The sequence below is a fragment of the Bradyrhizobium sp. B124 genome (assembly GCF_038967635.1).
Classification (GTDB): Bacteria; Pseudomonadota; Alphaproteobacteria; order Rhizobiales; family Xanthobacteraceae; genus Bradyrhizobium.
The window spans coordinates 4,858,000-4,876,472 of sequence record NZ_CP152413.1 but is presented as its reverse complement, the minus strand read 5'-3'; the positions used below and the strand labels follow the sequence as shown (position 1 = coordinate 4,876,472).

The window sequence follows — 18,473 nt, the reverse complement described above, 5'->3', positions numbered from 1 at the left end:
GCGCAAACCAGGCGTTGGGTGGGTTCTGGGCGCGACGGACGGAAGCGCTGTTCCGCTGGTCCCCGAAGGACTTACGGTCCTCGGGGATATCGCACTGCAAACATAGCAGGCTGGGACTTACGGTAAAGGCGACCGTTTGTCTAACCGGTCGTGCTATTCGTCCGACGGCTGGATCGCGATCGACAGCGAGTTCTCTTTTGAGCCGCTGACCTGCAGCACGAAGGGGCTGGCGGCGAGGTCATATTTCATGGTCTTGCGGATCCCGTCGCAGTCGGTCGCGCCGCTGAAGGCCTTCGGCTTCAGGAAATGCCCGTCCTGCACCAGGTCGACCCAGGCCCCGGCCGACAGGCTGACGGTATAGAGCCCGGCCTTCGGGGCGGCTTTGAAGCTGGTGAAGCCGGCGAAGGTGCCGTCCTTCGGTGCGCGCTCGGGCGGGCTCGGCAGTTTGGCCTCGCCGGGCGCGACCAGCGCCAGCGTGATGGCGGTCGGCAGCAGTGCGGCCTGTTCGCTGCCCGAGGCAAGCTTGGCGCGATCGGGCGCGGTGAGCGCGGCGCGTGCGCGGTCGATCGACCATTTGAATTTGTCGCAGCCGCTCGGCTCTTCCGCCGCGAAGGCGGGAACTGAGGCAAGCAGGAGCGATGCGGCGAGGAGCGATTTGCGCAAGACTGGTCCAATGCAATTGTGACGGATGAAGAGAGATCAGCGGCCCCGATCCATCGCTCGAACGCGCTTACGGCGCGACGACGCGCAATCATAACGCAGTTCGAGCCGGCCGGAAAAGCCGCCTGACAAAGATGTTATTGCTTTGAATATTACTGCTTGGCGTCGGCTCCGTTCAGCACCGTCTTGCAGGCCGCCGGCATCTGCGCCAGCGTCATCGGCGGGCGCGGCTTCGGCGGCTTCGGCGGAGGCTTCGGATGCAGCACCGAGTCCTTGAACCAGAAGGCGAGATCGGACGGCTTGCAGCCCTCGCCCTCCGTCTGCGGTTTCTGCCCCTCGCATGCCGGGCTGCCGGACGGACACCGCATGCGGATGTGGAAGTGGTAGTCGTGGCCCCACCACGGCCGGATCTTTGACAACCAGCCGCGGTCGCCCTTGGCCTCGCGGCATAGCGCCTTCTTGATCGCCGGGTTTACGAAGATGCGCTGCACGGCAGGCTCGCGCGCCGCGTCGCGGAGGACCAGCACATGAGCCGGCGTGAACACGCGCGGATCGATATCGAGCCGGTCGTCGCGCACCATCATCACCGCCGACATCTCCTCGCGGTCCTCGCGCGACAATTTGCGATCGGGCATCGGCGTCAGCCAGATGTCGGCGTCGAGCCCGATCTGGTGACTGGCATGGCCGGAGAGCGCGGGGCCGCCGCGCGGCTGGCCGATGTCGCCGACCAGGATGCCGGGCCAGCCGGCGTCCCTGTGTGCGTTGGCCGCCAGCCGCTTCAGGAGCGCGATCATGTTGGGGTGACCCCAATAGCGGTTGCGCGACAGGCGCATCACTTGCCAGGTGTCGCCGTTGAGCGGCATCTGCGCGGCGCCGGCAAGACAGCCCTTGGTGTAGCCGCCGATCGATTGGGTCGGCAGCGCCGCCGGCAGCACCTTGCGCGCGAACAGCTGCTTCGCCCCGATCGTTGGATCGCTGGGGTTAGCGAGCGGCGGCAATGGCTGCGGATTGAGCGAGCCCTTGTCCTGCGCACGCGCGGAGATGCTGCAGGCGAGGAGGGTCGAGATCAGGAGCGGGATCAGACGCGGGCGGGGTGTCATTCGGATCACTCTGTCGGCGCAAGGCTAACATGGATTCGAAGCAGGCCAACCGCGCTTTCATCCCATTTGCTTGATCGCCCACAAGGCGGATCAAGATGACCCGCGGCTTCCCGGCGCATGTGATCCACGCCACTTTACAAGCGCGCGTGGCAGGCGACATCATGCGCGCAATCATTTCAGGCAGGCGTTTTGATGACAAGCGTATGTTGCGTACGGCCGGTGTTTGCCGCCGCGATTGCCGCGTCGACATTGGCACTCTCTCCGGCGCGAGCCGACGTCGTCGTTCACATCGACAAATCAGCGCAGCGTATGGCGGTCAGCGTCGACGGCGCGACGCGCTATAACTGGCCGGTGTCGACCGGGCGCCGCGGTTACGGCACGCCGAACGGCGTGTTCCGCCCGCAGATGATGGCGCGCCGCTGGTACTCGCGCAAATACTACAACTCGCCGATGCCGTACGCGATCTTCTTCCACGGCGGCTTCGCCATCCACGGCACCTACGAACTCACGCGTCTCGGCGGACCGGCCTCGCATGGCTGCGTGCGCCTGCATCCCTCGCACGCCGCACAGCTCTACGGGCTGGTCGAGCGCAGTGGCCGCGGCGGCACGCGGATCGAGATCACCAACTAAAGCGTTTGCGAGCGAAGTGGACATCGGTTCGCGTGAGGAAAACGCGTCAAAACAAGAATCTAGAGCTTCGGTTCTGATTCAATCAGAACCCAAGCTCTGGCTCGCCGCTCGCGCGCAAACGGGCGGTGCCTTAACCCTGCGATAACCCTGTCACACGCTGACAAACATTGATGCGCTTGAGCCGCATCCGGCGCGTTCATTGTGCAGTTGCGCGCCGATTTACCCTTTCTTCACCATGCTCCGGCGGGTCCACGCCGCAAATCTGCGCTGTTCGCCGCGTGCACACCCGCGAGCTACTCGCATCCGGCGTGAGCTCGCCTGCAAAGCGGGCAGGTACGGCTTTCTCAGGCAGCGCAGCTATTCGCCGAGAGATACCAATTTTTCAGACACTTATCGCAGAAATGCCGTCGAACTGGAATGCGCGTGGGGCGTGCGATACCGATGATGCGGCCGAAAAAGACCAAGAAACCGAAGCAGGCCAAACTGTCCGGTCCTCAGGGCCGCCGGCCCAGGCCGATGCCGAAGATGTCCGGCAGTTCGCGCCGGACCGCCGTCGAGATCGGCGAACTGGTGCGCCAGCGCGCGCAGGCCGATGCGGCGATCGCCGAGGCCCGCAAGTCCAATGCGCGGCTGCGTGAGGCGATCGACATCCTGCCGCAAGGCATCGTGTTCCTGGACCCCGAAGGCCGCTACACCCTCTGGAACAAGAAATACTCGGAAATCTACAAGCGCAGTTCCGACCTGTTCGAGCAAGGTGCGCGCCTGGAAGACACCATCCGCGTCGGCGTCGCGCGCGGCGACTATCCCGAGGCGGCCGGTCGCGAAGAGGAGTGGATCGCCGAGCGGCTCGAGAAGATGTACCAGCCGGGCGAGCGGCATGAGCAGGTCCTGGCCGATGGCCGCGTGGTCCTGATCGAGGAGCGGTTGACCGCAGATGGCGGCATCGTCGGGCTGCGCGTCGACATCACCGAACTGAAACAGCGCGAGGCGTCGTTCCGCCTGCTGTTCGACGGCAATCCGGTGCCGATGATCCTGTGCGCGCTCGATGGTGAAAAGATCCTCGCAGTCAACGACGCCGCGATCGCGCATTACGGCTATGTCCGCGCCGAATTCGAGAAGATGACGATCAAGAGCCTGCAGGCGTTCGATGCCGAGCTGCCCTGGGCCGCCGGCCGCAGCAGCGACGAGCAGGCGGCGCGAACCTGGAAGCATGTGCGCGCGGACGGCACGCTGATCGACCTGGCGATCTATTCGCGCCAATTGATGCATGGCGATCAGCCGGCGATGCTGCTCGCGCTGATGGACATCACCGAACGCAAGCGCGCCGAGGCGCGGCTGGCCTTCATGGCCCAGCACGATAGCCTGACCGGCCTGCCGAACCGCAATCTGCTGCGCCAGCAGATGGAAGATATGCTGCAGCACACCCGCCGCTCGACCGACAAGGTCGCGGTGCTGATGCTCGGGCTCGACAATTTCAAGGCGGTCAACGACACGCTCGGCCACGGCATCGGCGACAAGCTGTTGCGCGGGGTCGCCAAGCGCCTGCGCTCGACGCTGCGCGAGGAAGACGCGCTGGCCCGGCTCAACTCCGATGAATTCACCATCGTGCAGGGCGGCGTGATGCGGCCTGAGGACGCGGTGCTGCTGGCGCGGCGGATCCTGGATGCGATCGGCGAGCCCTATCTGCTCGATGGCCATTCGGTGGTGGTCGGCGCCAGCATCGGGATCGCGATGTCGCCCGGCGACGGCGAGGATTCCGAAAAGCTCTTGAAGAGCGCCGACATGGCGCTGTCGCGTGCCAAGAGCGAATTCCGCGGCACCTTCTCCTTCTTTGAAGCCGAGATGGATGCACGCGCTCAGAGCCGCCGCAAGATCGAGATCGATCTGCGCGATGCGATTCAGAACGAAGGTCTGCGGCCCTATTACCAGCCGCTGGTCGATCTCACCAGCGGACGCATCACCGGCTTCGAGGCGCTGGTGCGTTGGCCGCATCCGGAGCGCGGCATGATCTCGCCCGGCGAGTTCATCCCGGTGGCAGAGGAGACCGGCCTGATCAATCCGTTGGGCGCGCTGATGCTGCATCGCGCCTGCAGGGACGCGGCGCAATGGCCCGACGACGTCCGCGTCGCGGTCAATCTGTCGCCGCTGCAATTCCGCACCGGCAATCTGCTGGCCCTGATCACCGACGCCTTGCGGCAATCCGGCCTGCCGGCGCGGCGGCTCGAGCTCGAAATCACCGAGACGCTGCTGCTCGAGAAGAGCAGCCAGGTGCTGGCGACGCTGCATGCGCTGCGCGCGCTCGGGGTGCGGATGTCGATGGACGATTTCGGCACCGGCTATTCGAGCCTCAGCTATCTGCGCAGCTTTCCGTTCGACAAGATCAAGATCGACCAGTCGTTCGTGCGCGACCTCGGCGCGAACCCGGACGCGCAGGCGATCGTGCGCTCGATCGTCAGCCTCGGCGTGGGACTCGGCGTCACCATCACTGCCGAGGGCGTCGAGACCGAGGCGGAGCTGAGCTGCCTGCGCGCCGAGGGCTGCCACGAGGGCCAGGGCTTCCTGTTCAGCCGCGCGCGGCCGAATGCCGAGGTCATCAGCCTGCTGAAGGCGCAGCGCGTCGCGACGGCGGCGTAGCGAAGCCTTGAGCGAGAAATGTTACCTCGACCGAGCGTTGCGCTCGGCTTACCTCGCCCCGCGTGCGGGGAGAGGTCGGAACGGATCGTTAGATGCGTTCCGGGTGAGGGGGAGCCTCCGCAAACACAGCTGTCACCGTTTGCGCGGAGACGGCACCTCGCCAACCCTCTCCCCGTAAGAACGGGGAGAGGGAGGTGCCGCCGTCGCTATCACGCCCTACGTCGCTTTCTTCTTCAGGTGATAAGTCAGCGCCAGCGCCACGCAGTGGCGCAGCGCGGGCTCCGGAAGCTTGGCCGCGACATCGAGCAGGATCGCGCGGTTGCCACTGTAGCTGAGCTCGGGATAGAGCTCGCGGAAGGTCTCGACCAGATTGGTCTGGCAGTGGAAGTAGACCGCGACCTGGTCGGCGGCGGGCTTCACCTGATCGATCCGGACCGTGCTGCCGCTGCCGGTCTCCGGCGTAAGGTAGCTCGGCTGCCCCCACTTCAGCGTCTCTTCCAGCGCGCCAACGCCCCTGGTTGCCTTCGCGGTGTCGAAGATCAGGCGCCGCAGCGCCAGCAGCTTGGCTTTGACGGGGGCGGGGTAGGCGTCGAACAGCGCGTTCGCCGCTTTCGCCTGCGGGCGTCGTGCCGCCTTGCTGGTCGACGTTGCCGGCTTGCGCATGGAGGGCTCCGCGAGGACGACGTATCGCGTCAATCTACCACAGCGCCTTCAACGACACATAGCCCGCCGGTCAGGCCGCGTTGCGCAGGCCGGCGAGGAACGTGTCGACGCTGTGCGACAGCGCGGAGGCGTGATCGCCGAGCTGGCTCGAGGTATCCAGCACATTGCCGGTGAGGGCGCGGGACTGGCCGGCGGCTTCGCTGGCGCCTGCGATGTTGGCGGAGACCTCGACCGTGCCGGAGGACGCCTGCTGGACGCTGCGGGCGATCTCCCGCGTCGCCGAGTCCTGCTGCTCGACGGCGGCCGCGATCGCGGTGGCGATGCCCGAGATCTCGCGGATGGTGCCGCTGATGTCGCCGATCGCGCTGACGCAATTGCCGGTGGCGGACTGGATCGCGCCGACCTGGCCGGCGATCTCCTCGGTCGCCTTCGCGGTCTGGCTCGCCAGTCCCTTCACTTCGGCGGCGACCACGGCAAAGCCGCGGCCGGCCTCGCCGGCGCGGGCGGCCTCGATGGTGGCGTTGAGCGCCAGCAGGTTGGTCTGGCTCGCGATCGCGCTGATCAGGCGCAGCACGTCGCCGATCTTCTCCGCGGATGCGGCAAGGCTCGTCACCATCTCGGTGGTCTCCATCGCCTTGGCCACGGCATTGTCGGCGACGCGGCTGGAATGGGTGACCTGGCGGCCGATCTCGGTGATCGAGGAGGCCAGCTCTTCGGTGGCGGCTGCGACCGCATTGACGCTGGCCGACGCCTCCTCGGACGCGGCGGCTGCCGCCGCAGTCCGTTCGGAGGTGCCGTTGACGCTGGTGGTGATCTCGCTGGCGACGCGCTGCATGGCGCTCGACGACTGCGCGACGGCGGCGACCATGCCCTTGACGTCGGCTTCGAAGCGGTCGGCCATCTGCCGCTGCAGCGCCTGCTTGTCGGCCGCAGCCTTCAGCTTGTCGGCCTCCTGTGCATCGCGCAGAGAAGAGGTTTCGAGCATGCCGCGGCGGAACACGTCGACCGCCTTCGCCATCGTGCCGAGCTCGTCGCGCCGCTCGCTGCCTGATATCGTGACGCTGGTGTCGCCGCTGGACAGCCGGTTCATGACCGCGGTGATCGCGATGAGCGGCCGTGACAGGCCGCGGCCGAGCAGGAACGCGAGCAACACGGCCGCGGCCAGGATCGCGACGGTACCGAGGATCAGATTGCGCTGCGCGCTCGCCGCGGCCGCTTCATAGTCGCTGGTGTCCTTGATGATCTCGAGCACGGCGACCGGCTCGCCGGCATAGTTCTTGATCTGCCCGAGATAGAGCTCTACCGCGTGGCCATCGAGCTTCGCGTCGCGCAGCAGGGCTGCGCCGTTCATCACGCCCTTGAGCTCGTCCTGGGTCGCGACCACGGTGTCGCCGAAGGTCGAGGACAGCCGCTTGAAGGTCTGGCCGTCGAAGGAATGCACGGCGAGGTCGATGCCGAAGCGCTTCTTGGCGCGGTCGACGAATTCCTTACCGAAGGCGGCGCCGATGTCGACATTGGCGATGCTTTTGCCGTCGCGGATGATCGGGGTCATGCCGAAGATGCCGAGTGCCTCGCGGCCGGGCTCGACGCCGACGATTGACCGGCCGCTCCTGATTGCCTCGACCACGGTCGTGCGGCGCCCGGATACGTCGTCGCCGAAGACCTTGGGCGCGTGCACGCGGTAGAACGATAGCGCCGGGGGTGTCTGGAACGTAATCAGCGGGATGCCCTGCGCGATCAGCGCCTTGTTGGCATCGCCGAGCAGCGCCGCAAGGGCCTCGCGATCGTTCCTGACGATCGCGTCGCCGACCGGCGGCAGCGCCGCAATGGCGGAACTGACGGCCAATGCCGCGCGGCCTTCGTATTCGATCGCCGCAATCACACTGTCATACTGCAGCTTGAGCTGCTGATCGAGCGCGAGCCGCGTCAGCGTGCGCTGCTGGCTGATGCAGAAGCTGCCGAGGATGGCGCAGGCGACGGCAACGGTCAGTGAAATCGCCAGGATCAGGCGGGCGGCAATCGATCGAAGCTTGAACATGGGGCCAGTGGAACTCCAGGCATTAGCGCTGGCCGGAAAGTCTCAGAAAAAGCTTAACAACCGGGTGTTGTTGCCGCCGGTATTCGTACCTCGACCGTTGTCGCCGGTGCCTACTTTCGTACCATGCACGATGGGATTCGCGGCGATACCCCCACCCCAGCCCTCCCCGCAAGCGGGAGAGGGAGCGCAGCGTCCCTCGCGGTCGTTAGGGCGCGTACTCATAACCGCCAGCGGTCCGATGTCCGCTTCCGGAGAATAAGCGGACATCGCGAAGCCACGTTGAAATCGGTCGAGAATGACTCAACCGGACTTCCTTCTCAATGCAGCTAGCCGCAATCGGCCTTGAGACCCCGCGCCGATCACCGTAGATTGAAGACCTGCAAACCAGCGACGAGTTGCGAGCTCAGCGTAGGTAAATTACTCGCGTCTAAAACTGAGAATGGCTCTTCCTATTGGCCCCTTGAATAGGTGACATCGTCATGAGCATGGGTTTAGACCGCAAACCGCAGGTACGCCGGACGACGCCGCCGTCGGAAAGTGTCGTGGCGAGCTGGTACGAGAACGCCAGTTTACTCGATAGCTACAGCATCGACTTGAGTGCATCGGAACAGTCGAGCATGCGCGAGCTGGCGACGCGGACACTCGTCAATCCACCCGCGTGGCAAAAGGCGTTGATCGCGCTGCGCGACGCCATGGTTACGCCCTTTGGCATCAAGACCTCCGATACGGTCAGGACGTTCCCGGACAGCCATGAACGGGTGGACTTCTTCCCGGTGCACTGGGAGGGCAAGGACGAAATTGTGCTCGGTACGGATGACCGACACCTGGACTTCCGGCTATCTCTGCTCCGACGCCATTCTCCAACAGGCACGTTGCTCATCGCGACAACCGTTGTGCATACCCACAATGCCCTGGGCTTCACCTATCTCAACGCGATCAGGCCTTTTCATCACCTCGTGGTCAGGGCCAACCTGGCGCGCTGTGCACAAACACAACTGCAGTAGAGCTGCATGGCGGATTGATGAGTGCACGCCCTGGCCAGTACAGGCGAGACTTCCGGTTTGGTTCACAGGCCGATGGGCTGAGCCTGTCTCACTTGGCTGCCTCTTTCATACCAAGCCCATCTATGGCGCCGCACCTAGTGCCCTTATCGACGCGATGACCATCCGAGCGCGCTCGGAATCAAACCGACCAAAGCCCATATGCACGGCTTCAGCCCATTCCAAATATTTCATCAGGGCGTCGTCCGTCATATTATCGCGGACCATGGCGGCGATGGTACCAACATAACCATCGTATTCGTCGGCGGGGCACCCGCCAATCGGATCCCACTGCTGGTTCAGAATCTCTCTGATCCGACCGCGCCAGATGCGAGAAGCTTCCTTATCTATCGGCACTAGACCTGCCTCGTGGGTCATCCGGCCTTCCAACTGAAAAGGCTTCAAGCATATTGACGTAGCTCGGTTGTCGACACCATCTGAATTGACGGCGCTGTTCAAGTGTCGAGGTTCTATCCTGCGCATACCGAGGATGCAGCGCGTCCCACCGCGTTAGTCGGCGCAGTGCAGCGACATCGCCGAAGTTGAGGGAAGACCGGACGTAGCTGGCCGACTGCAGAAGCGACGCGATGGACCCAAATCGGACATCGATAAAATCGAAGTCGAAGATGCAACTGGACATTAAGATCGTCATTTGCACATTAGGGAAACGTTCAGCGGTCACATCGGCGATGTTGAAGATCGTGAAGGTAGTATCCGGCATTTTAGGTGTGATTTTCTGGCTCTCGTCTTTCTTGGTCTGGCACTATTACGACGCTCACAGGTCAGCGACCTACCTGCCGGAAGCAGGAAGGATTTTTCCACTCAATACGCATGGCTCCATCGTCTATCTTACGACCGGCGAACACTATTTGCTTTGCGGTCTGATGGCTGCCGGTGTCGGCTTTTTTCTCTCGACCGCCGTTTGTTACTTCCTTGACCGGCGCAGAGCCACCATGAGAAATGCGTGAGATCACCATCTAGGCGACTTCCACTGTTATCTAGGCGACTTCCACTGTTGGCCCGTTTGAGACATGCGGAGGAGGCCTCAGAAGGTCCGTTCTCCGGCTAGACGGGAAGTTCTCGGCGGACGCGGTGGCGGCGATATGATGTCTCCGTTTGACCCGAGGCGGACATCGCCGAACAATCGATACGATTGAACCCAGTCCCTTATCAGGGCGAAAGGGAGCTTGCATATTGGTTGTTTGACTATCGGGAGGCCTCTGAAATGCCGAAACTCGAAGCCCGCAGAAGCGCCTTGCGGCAACTCAAACGCAGGCGAAGCGTACCATGGCTTGCCGCTGTTGGACTGTTCTTCTTTTCAGTCAACGTTCTTACCGCGATTGGAGCAAGCACAGTGTACGCGGCTTGGCCTCTCTACGTCATGGCAATTTCGTATCACGACCCAAGTTGGCTGACCCATGCGATGACGATCTCGTATCAAGACCATCCTGCGGTTTACATTCTCATCGTGTCAATTTCGGTCGTCGCTGTACCGTTCTTCGGTGGAATGCTCTACAGCTACTACTTCAAGAAAATTCCGGACTAGGCGCGATGTCTGAATTTGGCCCATCGCGTCAGTTGGCGCAGTGCAGCGACATCGCCGAAGCTGAGGGAAGACCGGACGTAGCTGGCCGACTGCAAAGACACGCGATTGATCCCAAGCCGACATGGCGCTTCCGACATGGGGCCTTAGATGGAAGGAGCCTTTTGGCCCGTCTTCCGGTTCGCGCTTGGTTGGAGTAGTGTGGATTGCAACATTGATACCAGGGCTACGCGTGTCGAAGGCGATTGCCATCTTGGGCTCTGCTCTATTCTTCGTCGTCGCGCCCTTGGTGCTGGCGGGGTTCGTCCCATGGTGGATCACACATTGGGAATTCCGGCCGGCTTTTTTTGGCTTTGAACTGACCCGCGCCATCGGACTCATGTTGATCATTGCCGGAGTGCCTGGAGTTGTAGATTCGTTCGCGCGGTTTGCACTGCAGGGGCTGGGAACGCCAGCCCCGATCGCGCCGACACAGAAGCTGGTGATCACGGGTCTCTATCGCCACGTACGAAATCCGATTTACGTCGGGGTCGCTGCCGTCATTTTTGGTCAAGCACTTTTATTCGGCGATTGGCGCCTCCTCTGGTATGCTGCGCTGCTCTGGCTGTTTTTCCACGTCTTCGTCTTAGTGTACGAAGAACCAACGCTCAAGCAGACATTTGGCGCGCAGTACGAGGACTTTCGGGCCAATGTCCCGCGCTGGGTTCCACGGCTGACCCCATGGCGAGTCCCGTAACGCGAGCATCATGACGATGGGCACTGCCTTCGCTAAGGTCCAAGCGCGCCTCTCCTCCCTGATCAGGTGCAGCAGCTGCGGCGACGCCATGCACGGCTATCGAAAGGCAAGACAACGAGGTTGCCGTCGACCAGAGCTTGTTTGCCACAAGTCAGCGGCTGGCCCGTTTGAGACATGAGGAGGAGGCCTCAGTAGGTCCGTTCTCCGGGCTAGACCGGAAGTTCTCGGCGGACGATCAAGACGGCGCGATTGACCCGCAGGCGACATGCATTGTGCGAGGCGCGGGCACTTCACTCGTAACTTTGATTGCTAAGTTTGCGGCGAGAGGTTCGATGAAGGCAGAAATAACATTTGATCTTGTCATGACGGAAGACATGGCCTTCGTTGAAGGCTGCTATCGTTTGGCCGGCGGCGTTTGGCAGGTCTTCATGTTTCGACGATACAACGGAACAGAGGCAGTGGGAGTAAAGCAGAACCTCACGTGGAGGAGTGGTGTGACGGGTCTCAATGCCATTCTGCCCAGCGACGCAAAAATTGATAAGTCCGTTGTCCTTACCGTACTATCGGACACGTTGGGCGTTACAGAATGGTCCGAGGTGCGGGGGCCGGACTCAATGCAACTCCGATAATGCTAGGCGGGGCCTCTTTTAATTGTGGAAGCGGTCGTTAGTCCGCACATAGCTGACGGTCTGGATGACCATCGAGAACGTCGGCTCTCCGAAGTGAACCGGAAGTCCCTAGGTTCGCTCGAGATCGACGGCTTTTGGACCCTTAGCGGACATTGCCGAGGCATCCACCTCGGAAGGTGTGCGCCCGGAACTGCGCAGCAAAACTATTTTGTGTCGTCCAGATTGGGATGATCTTTGTAGATGGTCTCGTAAAGCATGTTGTCGACACGAGCGATAATGTCGCCGAATGATGTCTTTAGTCTCATAAACTCATCCGCTGCACATGCGCCTTCAGCAAGGATCAGTGCCAAAGATAGCTCCCTAACCACTATATCTGTGTGCCTCTTAAGTTGTGCGGCGGATTTCGCGTCCATGAAGGTTTCTCGATTTTTTCATGCGGGGCGATCTACTACAGCCAGATTAAGCACCAACAAAGCTGTTTCCGAAATTTCGATCTAATCTGCGAGAGCATCCGCTCTTGGCCCAAAACTGAAATGCGGTGGTCACTCGGCGATGTCCGGTTTTAGGGTAAGAGCCGACATGGCGGACTTATGAGTGCACGCCCTGGTTCAATCTGACTTCATCGCGCTTCAGCGCGCTGTCGGCGGAGCGCCGAGATTTCCCGCCAGGATCGCCTTGCCGGCGTCCTCATACTGCGTATCGCGCGCCTGGATCTGCTGCGCGATCGCATGCACGTCGCGGAACCGCCGCTCGAACATGTCGTTCGGCTGAATGAAAGAAGCCGCCAACTGAGGTGGCCATTACTTCGCCGAACTCAGGTCTTGGGTTCTTGCGGCGCCACTCAGCCAGCTTCGCGCTATTTGCGCAGCGACGCGATGTAAGCGGCGATATCCGCTGCTTCGGCTCGGCTCAGCGGAAAGTTCGGCATCTTGGGATGCGGGTCGAGCAGGAAAAACGCCAGCTTCTCGGGGCTAAAATCTGGCTTACGCGCAACTGCAGCAAACGGCGGCACGTCGGCGACTGCCTGCTTCTGATCGTCGCTCACCACGTGACAGGCGGCGCACCATCGTTTTGCCAGCTCCGCCCCGTGGTTTGCATCCGCAGCAAGGGCCGCCGATCCGGCGACAAGTTCAAACGCGACAGCGAAAATCGCTGCATGACAGATTTGCATGAGCAGGATTCCAACTCGACGGATCGCTTGTACCGCTGATCGGCCACGGCTTGAAGGGGACAGATGATTGCGATACTTTGTTGCCGCATTGCAGCACGGCCGTATTCCTTGTGGGATCTGGTCGAGTGATTGGACGCCCATCCTGATGCCTGAAGAGATCGCGAACGCCAACATTGCGCACTTCAAGAAGCTTCTTGAGACCGAAACGGACGCGGAGAGGCGCGCCGCCATCGAACGTCTACTGGCGGAGGAGGAGGAGTTAAAGGTCGCCGCCCTGCGCAATGCCCGAACCGAGCGCAACAAAAAGCGCTGAGTTGGAGGCCTTCCATTCGCGCCAATGGGTCGGATGAATGGCCACGGGGGCGGCCGTCTCTGCGCTTACCCAACCCCGAAGCACACGGCGGCACGGAAAGACAACCGCGTGGGTTTCTCCAGCGTCGAGAACCGCGACTTCGAGATCACGGTCGAACGGTGCGCTCGCTATCGTCTGCCAGTCCATAACAAAATGGTCTGGCAGTTCCTTGGCAGCGTCTTTGACCTTCATCAATTCAAGCTTGGTCATTGTTTGTCGAACATCGCTAACCGACACTCTTTGCTCATTATGGCCCGAGCATCCTTGGACCTCATTGAACATCATTTAGCCCGAAGGAGTCGTATTTGAAATTCGGGTGGTCTGCGTAAGGGGTTTCCCGGATCGTGTAGAGCTCGGTGATCGTCCTCTTCACGATGGAGCTTAGCCCCCGTAGTTCTACGGCATGGCACAAATTGCACTAGCGCAGCCGGTTCCCGGGCGTAGCGTTCTGCCCCCGCCTTAACGCGCTGGGGTTGTGTCATGAGTGACGACCTTTTCTTCAAGGTGTTCGCTGTCGTTTTGGGATTGGGACCTATCGTAATAGCAACCGCCGTTCTGCTCGTTTCAGGGTAGAGCGCCACCGGGCCGCCCGAACACGCACCAACCGGGCCGGCAGAAGGCCCCAGCAGCCAGCCTCACGGCCCCCAAAGGTTGCTGGGGCCGCTCGCGGTGCGCTGATTGCGTTCCTCATCCATTCCAATTTCACCATCTGTACTTCATTGGAATGAGGGTGCTGGCCTGTTTCCGACCGCAGTGGCCTAGTTCGAATTACGCAGTGACCTGAATTGGTTGAGCGGCATCCCCGGGGACGTTCTCAGTAGGACTATCAACTGCTATGCCCCATAGAGATACTTATGTGGGTGCAAAGTCGTTCCCTACGTAGTTCTCCGTAGGTTGGGGTTTGATGGGCGCACACGCTGTGACAAGATGTTGCCTTGTCCAACAGTGAGGGGAATGAGCGGTGGCCGATTTTATCTTCACGGCGAACATCGCCCATTACAAAGACCTTCTGGCGACCGAAACGGACGCAACGAAAATCGCGATGCTGCACAGACTGCTAGCCGAGGAAGAGGCGAAGTTGGCCGAGTGGCGTGCAAAAAATCGACCACCGAAGGCCAAAGAGTAAGGGCCGCCTCAACTGCCTTCCGTGATCTTGCCCTTGCCCTTGCCGTTGCAGGTCTTCTTGAGATCGCCCAGCTTCCGCATGTAGTAGCCTTGGCTCTGAACCGCCTGCCTGATCTCCTCGCTAACCTTGATGACCCTCTTCTTGCTCTTGCGCCATTTCCCTTGGCCGCCAACGCCGGGCACCGGAAATCCTTCCCTCACAACGAGCAGATCACGCCTGATGTTGAAATACACTTCGACCATGTAGTCTCCAAAGCGCTTGAAAAGTATTCGTTCAGAGCAACGCGTGGCTCGCCGGAATGCAATTGGCGCTCTGGTGACCGCCGTGTGAACATCGGGGAAATGGCCGCGCGGGCTCGATCGGTAGGATCGCTGCTGGCGATGGCACGACGCGAACAGCGACCAGATCGATCAAAGGTCATTGGCACACTGCCGCCCGGTGCTCCATGCAACCTTGAGTTCTCAGTCTCTAATGCGACCGAGCGCACGGGGCTCGGAAGATCGAGACGTTCACAAGCTGTTGGTCGAGGAAGAAGGCAAGCTAGAAAGGCTATCTCCCGGGATCACCACTGGACATTGATACCGATCAATAGCTGGTAGCGGGTTGCTCTCTAGCCTTCTCTCATGATGTGGATGGCGATTGAGCCCGCGCCGTTTGATCGGGACACTTGGAATTGGCCGTCATCGAGGCTGACGGGGGCCACGCATGCTCTCGTCTTCCCCTGGCGTCGCGCCCTCGAAGGCTGGATCAAGACATCAACCGGCCGTCCCGTTCAGGTTCATCTGACCCACTGGCCGATTGGGACAAGTAGCAAGGATGGTTGCGCCATGCGACAGAACAGCGGAACGACTGCGATGACGCGATCCTTGCTGGTACTGACCATATGTCTCTTTTCGAGCACCATGGCCCAGGCGCGGGCTGAGGAGCAGCGGCATGGCAAAGAGATGTTGCAAAGGCTATGCGCCGGATGTCACTCCATTGGCAGGACCGGGAACAGCCCGAACAGGCTGGCGCCGCCCTTTCGCACCTTCAGTGAAACCAAACTCTACGACAGCGACTTCTTGCAACGACTGCAGGACGGCTATAGCAGCATCCATCCTTCCATGCCGACCTTCCGCTTCAGCAGGGAGGATGCGGAGGAGGTCGTCAGCTACATGAAATCAATTCAGGAACCTTCCAAGTCGAAATAACCTCAACTCGCCGCAGGGATGTGCTCACAACTGTTCCGCCAGCCGCATAGCGCGCCGTGCCCCTGGGTCCCGAAGGACGCATAGCGCCGAAGCAGATATGCCATCCGCAAAGTTTCGGCTCTTCGTTTCTCCAGGCCGCGGCCCGGGCAAGAATTGCATGATCCGTGCTTCCGCCTTCTGAGGGCGAAACCGACTCTTAAACTCGTCGCGGCTACTTCAGCTATTGGGCCCAAAACCGACATGCCGTGGTCACCCGGCGATGCCCGGTTTTAGGGGGTAGAGTCGGCATGGCGGATTGATGAGTGCGCGGCCTGGTTCAATCTGACTTCATCACGTTTCATCGCGCCGTCGGGGGCGCGGAGAGATTGCCCGCCAGGATCGCCTTGCCGGCGTCCTCATACTGCGTATCGCGCGCCTGGATCTGCTGCGCGATCGCATGCATGTCGCGAAACCGTCGCTCGAACGGATTCTTCGCAAACACCGCCGTGGCCCCCGACATGTGATAGGCGATGTCGACCACCGAGGCCGACTGGTGGATGGTCCAGGTCGATGCGATGCGGATCGCGATGCGATGCGCCTCGCTGATCGGATCGCCGCGGGCGAGATCGCTCCAGACCTCGCGCGCCGTCGCATACAGATAGGCGCGCGCGGCGCGCAGGCTCGCTTCGGTGCGGCCGATCTGGCCCTGCACGGCGTTGTTGTCGCGCATCGCCTTGAGGCCCTGCGGGGTCTTGCCGCGCGCAAGCTCGGTCGCCGCATCCAGCATGGCGCGCGCGACGCCGAGCGAGGTGGCGGCAAAGCCCATGCTGAACACCATGTTGGTGGAGAGCTTGTAGAGCGGGCCGCCCTCGCGGCACGTGGCGGGATCGTCGCGCAGCGCGGCGAAATTCTCCGGGATGAAGAGGTTGTCGACCGAATAGGAATCGGTGCCGGTGCCCTTCAGGCCGATCACGTCCCAGACGTCGTACATCACAGCTTGCGACATCGGGAACAGGATGGTGCGGATCTCCGGCGAGCCGTCGGCCTTCTTGCGCGGTGAGCCGTCGGCCTCGACGATGCGGACATGGGCGCCGAGCCAGCTTGCCTGTCGCGAGCCCGAGGCGAAATCCCAGCGCGCACTGGCACGGTAGCCGCCGGGCTCGGCACGCACCTCATGGGCGATCGCGCCCCAGGCCAGAATGCCGGGCGGGGTGTTGAAGATCGCGTTGGCGGCGTCGGGCTCGAGATAGGCCGCGGTCATGGCGCAGACGCCGCACTGGCCGAGGCACCAGGCGGTCGATGCATCGGCCTTGGCGATCTCCTCCTGCATCTGCATGAAGGCGTCCAGCGTCGCCTCGGCGCCGCCGAAACGCTTCGGCAGCAGCGCGCGATAGAGCCCGTTCTCGACCAGGGCCGCGGTGACGGAAGGCGTCAGCCGCCGCGTCCGTTCGATCTCGTCGGCTTCGCTCATGATCAGCGGCGCCAGCGCGCGCGCCCGCTCGACAAGGTCGAATCCCTGCGGCTTGTTCATGCGTTTCCTCGGCCCCTTCTGACATTCTTGTTGGGCGGGTCGAGTGATGGTGGCCCATTCGGCAAAGGAGGGCAAGGCGGGGCGGCGCCGGCGCAGATCAGCTATCCATCGCGGCCGCGCGCGACCGACGCATGCATCCGCGCTCAGGCGGCGGCGCGGCCGAGATCGAGCGACGGCTGGCGCTTGGTCGAGAAACTCAGCGCCACGGCGACCGCGGCAAGGCCGATCGCGAAGGAACCGGCGTGCAGCCACGTGTAGCCATGGAACGTGTCGAACACGTAGCCGCCGGCCCACGGCCCGAGCGCCATGCCCAGACTCGCGAAAGCCGACACCGCGCCGAACACCGTGCCCATGATGCGCGCGCCGAAGAACTCGCGCACCAGCACGGCATAGAGCGGCATCACACCGCCATAGGCGAGGCCGAACACGACAGACAGCGCGTAGAACTCGCCGAGCTGCGCCACCGCAAGATAAGTCGCGATCGACAGCGCCTGCACCAGCAGGCCGCCGACCAAAACCGGCTTGGCGCCGAGCCGGTCGGCCAGCACGCCGAGCAGCAGGCGTCCGCCGAGCCCGGAGAAGCCGGCGAGGCTGTAGACCGTGACCGCGGTGAGCGGCGCGATGCCGCACACCATGGCGTAGGACACCATGTGAAAGATCGGGCCCGAATGCGCCGCGCAGCAGGCGAAATGGGCCAGTGCGAGCGTGATGAATTGCGGCGTGCGCAGCGCCTGCGCCACGGTCCATTCCGCTTGCGGCGTATTGCCAGCCGTCGGGATCGCGACGGTCGTTCCCTGCGGTGCCGGGCGCACCAGGAACGATGCCGGAATCAGCAGCGCCCAAGCGGCGATGCCGATCACGAGCATCGCAAAGCGCCAGTCATAGGCCGTGATCAGCCAGCTTGCTGATGGCGCGACCGTCACCGGTGAGACGCCCATGCCTGCCGACACCAGCGCGACGGCGAGGCTGCGATGCTTGTCGATCCAGGCGCTGGCAAGCGCCATCATCGGCGCATAGAAGCTGCCGGCGGCGATCCCGATCAGCACGCCGAAGCAGAGCTGGAATTGCCACAGGGTCTGTGCCTGGCTTGCCGTCACGAGGCCAAGCCCGAGCAGCAGGCTGCCCGCCAGCACCACGATGCGGGTGCCGAAGCGGTCGGACAGCGCGCCCCAGGCGAACGCCGCAAAACCCATGCAGAGGAAATCCAGCGTCGCAGCCGCCGATACGCCAGCACGCGACCAACCCATCGCATCCGAGATCGGCTGCAGGAACACCGCGAGCGACAGCATGGTGCCGAAGCCGACGCAGGTCATCAGCGCGCCCGCGCCGACGACGACCCAGCCATAATCAAAGCGAGCGGCCTTGCTCATGCGTTTCCCCGGCGCTGTTGTTCGTTGTGGTGCGCGCAGGGAGGATGGTGGCCTATCCGGGGTCCAGGGGCAATATGACGG

21 protein-coding genes are annotated in these 18,473 nt (G+C 62.4%); 9 read left to right on the top strand and 12 right to left on the bottom strand.

All coding sequences use genetic code 11. The features are described from left to right. Positions 1-153 precede the first annotated feature (153 nt). Together AAFG13_RS23320 and mepA are read right to left on the bottom strand one after the other, a co-directional pair. Positions 154-663 carry a hypothetical protein gene (locus AAFG13_RS23320; protein WP_212317008.1) on the bottom strand — a complete coding sequence of 170 codons (510 nt, stop codon included), beginning with the start codon at positions 661-663 and terminating at the stop codon, positions 154-156. Between the two features lie 149 nt (positions 664-812). Then, complete coding sequence (mepA, locus tag AAFG13_RS23315) at positions 813-1,760, bottom strand: penicillin-insensitive murein endopeptidase (RefSeq protein WP_342708337.1); 948 nt, start codon at positions 1,758-1,760, stop codon at positions 813-815. A gap of 192 nt (positions 1,761-1,952) precedes the next feature. Here mepA and AAFG13_RS23310 point away from each other — a divergent pair, with 192 nt between their 5' ends. Beyond that, a complete protein-coding gene (locus AAFG13_RS23310) occupies positions 1,953-2,390 on the top strand; it encodes a L,D-transpeptidase (RefSeq protein ID WP_342708336.1) in 438 nt (145 codons plus the stop codon). Between the two features lie 441 nt (positions 2,391-2,831). After that, a complete protein-coding gene (locus AAFG13_RS23305; RefSeq protein ID WP_212317010.1) occupies positions 2,832-5,024 on the top strand; it encodes an EAL domain-containing protein in 2,193 nt (730 codons plus the stop codon). A gap of 216 nt (positions 5,025-5,240) precedes the next feature. Here the strand turns inward: AAFG13_RS23305 and AAFG13_RS23300 are convergent, their stop codons facing one another. Together AAFG13_RS23300 and AAFG13_RS23295 are read right to left on the bottom strand one after the other, a co-directional pair. Beyond that, entirely contained in the window at positions 5,241-5,687 is a 447-nt protein-coding gene (locus AAFG13_RS23300; RefSeq protein WP_342708335.1) for a DUF1801 domain-containing protein, read from the bottom strand. Between the two features lie 70 nt (positions 5,688-5,757). Further along, complete coding sequence (locus tag AAFG13_RS23295) at positions 5,758-7,725, bottom strand: methyl-accepting chemotaxis protein (RefSeq protein WP_342708334.1); 1,968 nt, start codon at positions 7,723-7,725, stop codon at positions 5,758-5,760. Positions 7,726-8,204: 479 nt separating this feature from the next. Here AAFG13_RS23295 and AAFG13_RS23290 point away from each other — a divergent pair, with 479 nt between their 5' ends. Next, positions 8,205-8,729 carry a DUF2867 domain-containing protein gene (locus AAFG13_RS23290; protein ID WP_212317013.1) on the top strand — a complete coding sequence of 175 codons (525 nt, stop codon included), beginning with the start codon at positions 8,205-8,207 and terminating at the stop codon, positions 8,727-8,729. Positions 8,730-8,849: 120 nt separating this feature from the next. On the opposite strand, the gene AAFG13_RS23285 is transcribed toward AAFG13_RS23290, so the two are convergent. Continuing rightward, the gene (locus AAFG13_RS23285; RefSeq protein WP_342708333.1) at positions 8,850-9,143 is read right to left on the bottom strand and encodes a hypothetical protein; all 294 of its coding nucleotides are present in this window, start codon (positions 9,141-9,143) and stop codon (positions 8,850-8,852) included. Positions 9,144-9,391: 248 nt separating this feature from the next. Between AAFG13_RS23285 and AAFG13_RS23280 the strand changes: the two genes are divergently transcribed. From AAFG13_RS23280 to AAFG13_RS23270, 3 genes are all read left to right on the top strand, one after another. Continuing rightward, positions 9,392-9,733: a hypothetical protein gene (locus AAFG13_RS23280; protein ID WP_342708332.1), complete on the top strand. Its 342-nt coding sequence runs from the start codon at positions 9,392-9,394 to the stop codon at positions 9,731-9,733. Between the two features lie 257 nt (positions 9,734-9,990). Then, positions 9,991-10,311, top strand: coding sequence for a hypothetical protein (locus AAFG13_RS23275; protein ID WP_342708331.1), 321 nt, complete (start codon positions 9,991-9,993; stop codon positions 10,309-10,311). Positions 10,312-10,540: 229 nt separating this feature from the next. Further along, positions 10,541-11,044, top strand: a complete 504-nt coding sequence (locus tag AAFG13_RS23270; protein ID WP_342708330.1) for an isoprenylcysteine carboxylmethyltransferase family protein — start codon at positions 10,541-10,543, stop codon at positions 11,042-11,044. Between the two features lie 832 nt (positions 11,045-11,876). Here the strand turns inward: AAFG13_RS23270 and AAFG13_RS23265 are convergent. The 3 genes from AAFG13_RS23265 to AAFG13_RS23255 all read right to left on the bottom strand — a co-directional run bounded on the left by AAFG13_RS23265 (position 11,877) and on the right by AAFG13_RS23255 (position 12,844). After that, positions 11,877-12,086: a hypothetical protein gene (locus AAFG13_RS23265; protein ID WP_342708329.1), complete on the bottom strand. Its 210-nt coding sequence runs from the start codon at positions 12,084-12,086 to the stop codon at positions 11,877-11,879. A gap of 216 nt (positions 12,087-12,302) precedes the next feature. Continuing rightward, positions 12,303-12,461, bottom strand: coding sequence for a hypothetical protein (locus AAFG13_RS23260; protein ID WP_212317021.1), 159 nt, complete (start codon positions 12,459-12,461; stop codon positions 12,303-12,305). A gap of 68 nt (positions 12,462-12,529) precedes the next feature. Beyond that, the gene (locus AAFG13_RS23255) at positions 12,530-12,844 is read right to left on the bottom strand and encodes a cytochrome c (RefSeq protein ID WP_342708328.1); all 315 of its coding nucleotides are present in this window, start codon (positions 12,842-12,844) and stop codon (positions 12,530-12,532) included. A 67-nt stretch (positions 12,845-12,911) separates the two neighbouring features. On the opposite strand from AAFG13_RS23255, the gene AAFG13_RS23250 reads away from it, so the two are divergent. Next, on the top strand, positions 12,912-13,157 hold the full coding sequence (locus AAFG13_RS23250) for a hypothetical protein (protein ID WP_342708327.1): 246 nt from the start codon (positions 12,912-12,914) through the stop codon (positions 13,155-13,157). Here AAFG13_RS23250 and AAFG13_RS23245 read toward each other — a convergent pair. Continuing rightward, positions 13,104-13,406 carry a hypothetical protein gene (locus tag AAFG13_RS23245; RefSeq protein WP_212317022.1) on the bottom strand — a complete coding sequence of 101 codons (303 nt, stop codon included), beginning with the start codon at positions 13,404-13,406 and terminating at the stop codon, positions 13,104-13,106. The two genes, AAFG13_RS23250 and AAFG13_RS23245, sit on opposite strands and share 54 nt — an antisense overlap. A 751-nt stretch (positions 13,407-14,157) precedes the next feature. Here AAFG13_RS23245 and AAFG13_RS23240 point away from each other — a divergent pair. Then, positions 14,158-14,322 carry a hypothetical protein gene (locus AAFG13_RS23240; protein WP_342708326.1) on the top strand — a complete coding sequence of 55 codons (165 nt, stop codon included), beginning with the start codon at positions 14,158-14,160 and terminating at the stop codon, positions 14,320-14,322. 8 nt (positions 14,323-14,330) lie between these two features. On the opposite strand, the gene AAFG13_RS23235 is transcribed toward AAFG13_RS23240, so the two are convergent. Beyond that, a complete protein-coding gene (locus AAFG13_RS23235; protein WP_342708325.1) occupies positions 14,331-14,564 on the bottom strand; it encodes a hypothetical protein in 234 nt (77 codons plus the stop codon). A 585-nt stretch (positions 14,565-15,149) separates the two neighbouring features. Between AAFG13_RS23235 and AAFG13_RS23230 the strand changes: the two genes are divergently transcribed. Continuing rightward, positions 15,150-15,512 (top strand): cytochrome c, encoded by a 363-nt coding sequence (locus AAFG13_RS23230; protein ID WP_212317034.1) that lies wholly within the window; start codon positions 15,150-15,152, stop codon positions 15,510-15,512. A gap of 337 nt (positions 15,513-15,849) precedes the next feature. On the opposite strand, the gene AAFG13_RS23225 is transcribed toward AAFG13_RS23230, so the two are convergent. Beyond that, positions 15,850-17,022 carry an acyl-CoA dehydrogenase family protein gene (locus tag AAFG13_RS23225; RefSeq protein ID WP_342708324.1) on the bottom strand — a complete coding sequence of 391 codons (1,173 nt, stop codon included), beginning with the start codon at positions 17,020-17,022 and terminating at the stop codon, positions 15,850-15,852. 143 nt (positions 17,023-17,165) lie between these two features. After that, positions 17,166-18,392, bottom strand: coding sequence for an MFS transporter (locus tag AAFG13_RS23220; RefSeq protein WP_212317038.1), 1,227 nt, complete (start codon positions 18,390-18,392; stop codon positions 17,166-17,168). Positions 18,393-18,473 lie beyond the last annotated feature (81 nt).

Coding starts and splice junctions, on each gene's coding strand:
- mepA (WP_342708337.1), bottom strand. CDS start 1,760: ATGACACCCCGCCCGCGTCTGATCCCGCTCCTGATCTCGACCCTCCTC.
- AAFG13_RS23310 (WP_342708336.1), top strand. CDS start 1,953: ATGACAAGCGTATGTTGCGTACGGCCGGTGTTTGCCGCCGCGATTGCC.
- AAFG13_RS23305 (WP_212317010.1), top strand. CDS start 2,832: ATGATGCGGCCGAAAAAGACCAAGAAACCGAAGCAGGCCAAACTGTCC.
- AAFG13_RS23300 (WP_342708335.1), bottom strand. CDS start 5,687: ATGCGCAAGCCGGCAACGTCGACCAGCAAGGCGGCACGACGCCCGCAG.
- AAFG13_RS23295 (WP_342708334.1), bottom strand. CDS start 7,725: ATGTTCAAGCTTCGATCGATTGCCGCCCGCCTGATCCTGGCGATTTCA.
- AAFG13_RS23290 (WP_212317013.1), top strand. CDS start 8,205: ATGAGCATGGGTTTAGACCGCAAACCGCAGGTACGCCGGACGACGCCG.
- AAFG13_RS23285 (WP_342708333.1), bottom strand. CDS start 9,143: ATGACCCACGAGGCAGGTCTAGTGCCGATAGATAAGGAAGCTTCTCGC.
- AAFG13_RS23280 (WP_342708332.1), top strand. CDS start 9,392: ATGCAACTGGACATTAAGATCGTCATTTGCACATTAGGGAAACGTTCA.
- AAFG13_RS23275 (WP_342708331.1), top strand. CDS start 9,991: ATGCCGAAACTCGAAGCCCGCAGAAGCGCCTTGCGGCAACTCAAACGC.
- AAFG13_RS23265 (WP_342708329.1), bottom strand. CDS start 12,086: ATGGACGCGAAATCCGCCGCACAACTTAAGAGGCACACAGATATAGTG.
- AAFG13_RS23255 (WP_342708328.1), bottom strand. CDS start 12,844: ATGCAAATCTGTCATGCAGCGATTTTCGCTGTCGCGTTTGAACTTGTC.
- AAFG13_RS23245 (WP_212317022.1), bottom strand. CDS start 13,406: ATGACCAAGCTTGAATTGATGAAGGTCAAAGACGCTGCCAAGGAACTG.
- AAFG13_RS23235 (WP_342708325.1), bottom strand. CDS start 14,564: ATGGTCGAAGTGTATTTCAACATCAGGCGTGATCTGCTCGTTGTGAGG.
- AAFG13_RS23230 (WP_212317034.1), top strand. CDS start 15,150: ATGCGACAGAACAGCGGAACGACTGCGATGACGCGATCCTTGCTGGTA.
- AAFG13_RS23225 (WP_342708324.1), bottom strand. CDS start 17,022: ATGAACAAGCCGCAGGGATTCGACCTTGTCGAGCGGGCGCGCGCGCTG.
- AAFG13_RS23220 (WP_212317038.1), bottom strand. CDS start 18,392: ATGAGCAAGGCCGCTCGCTTTGATTATGGCTGGGTCGTCGTCGGCGCG.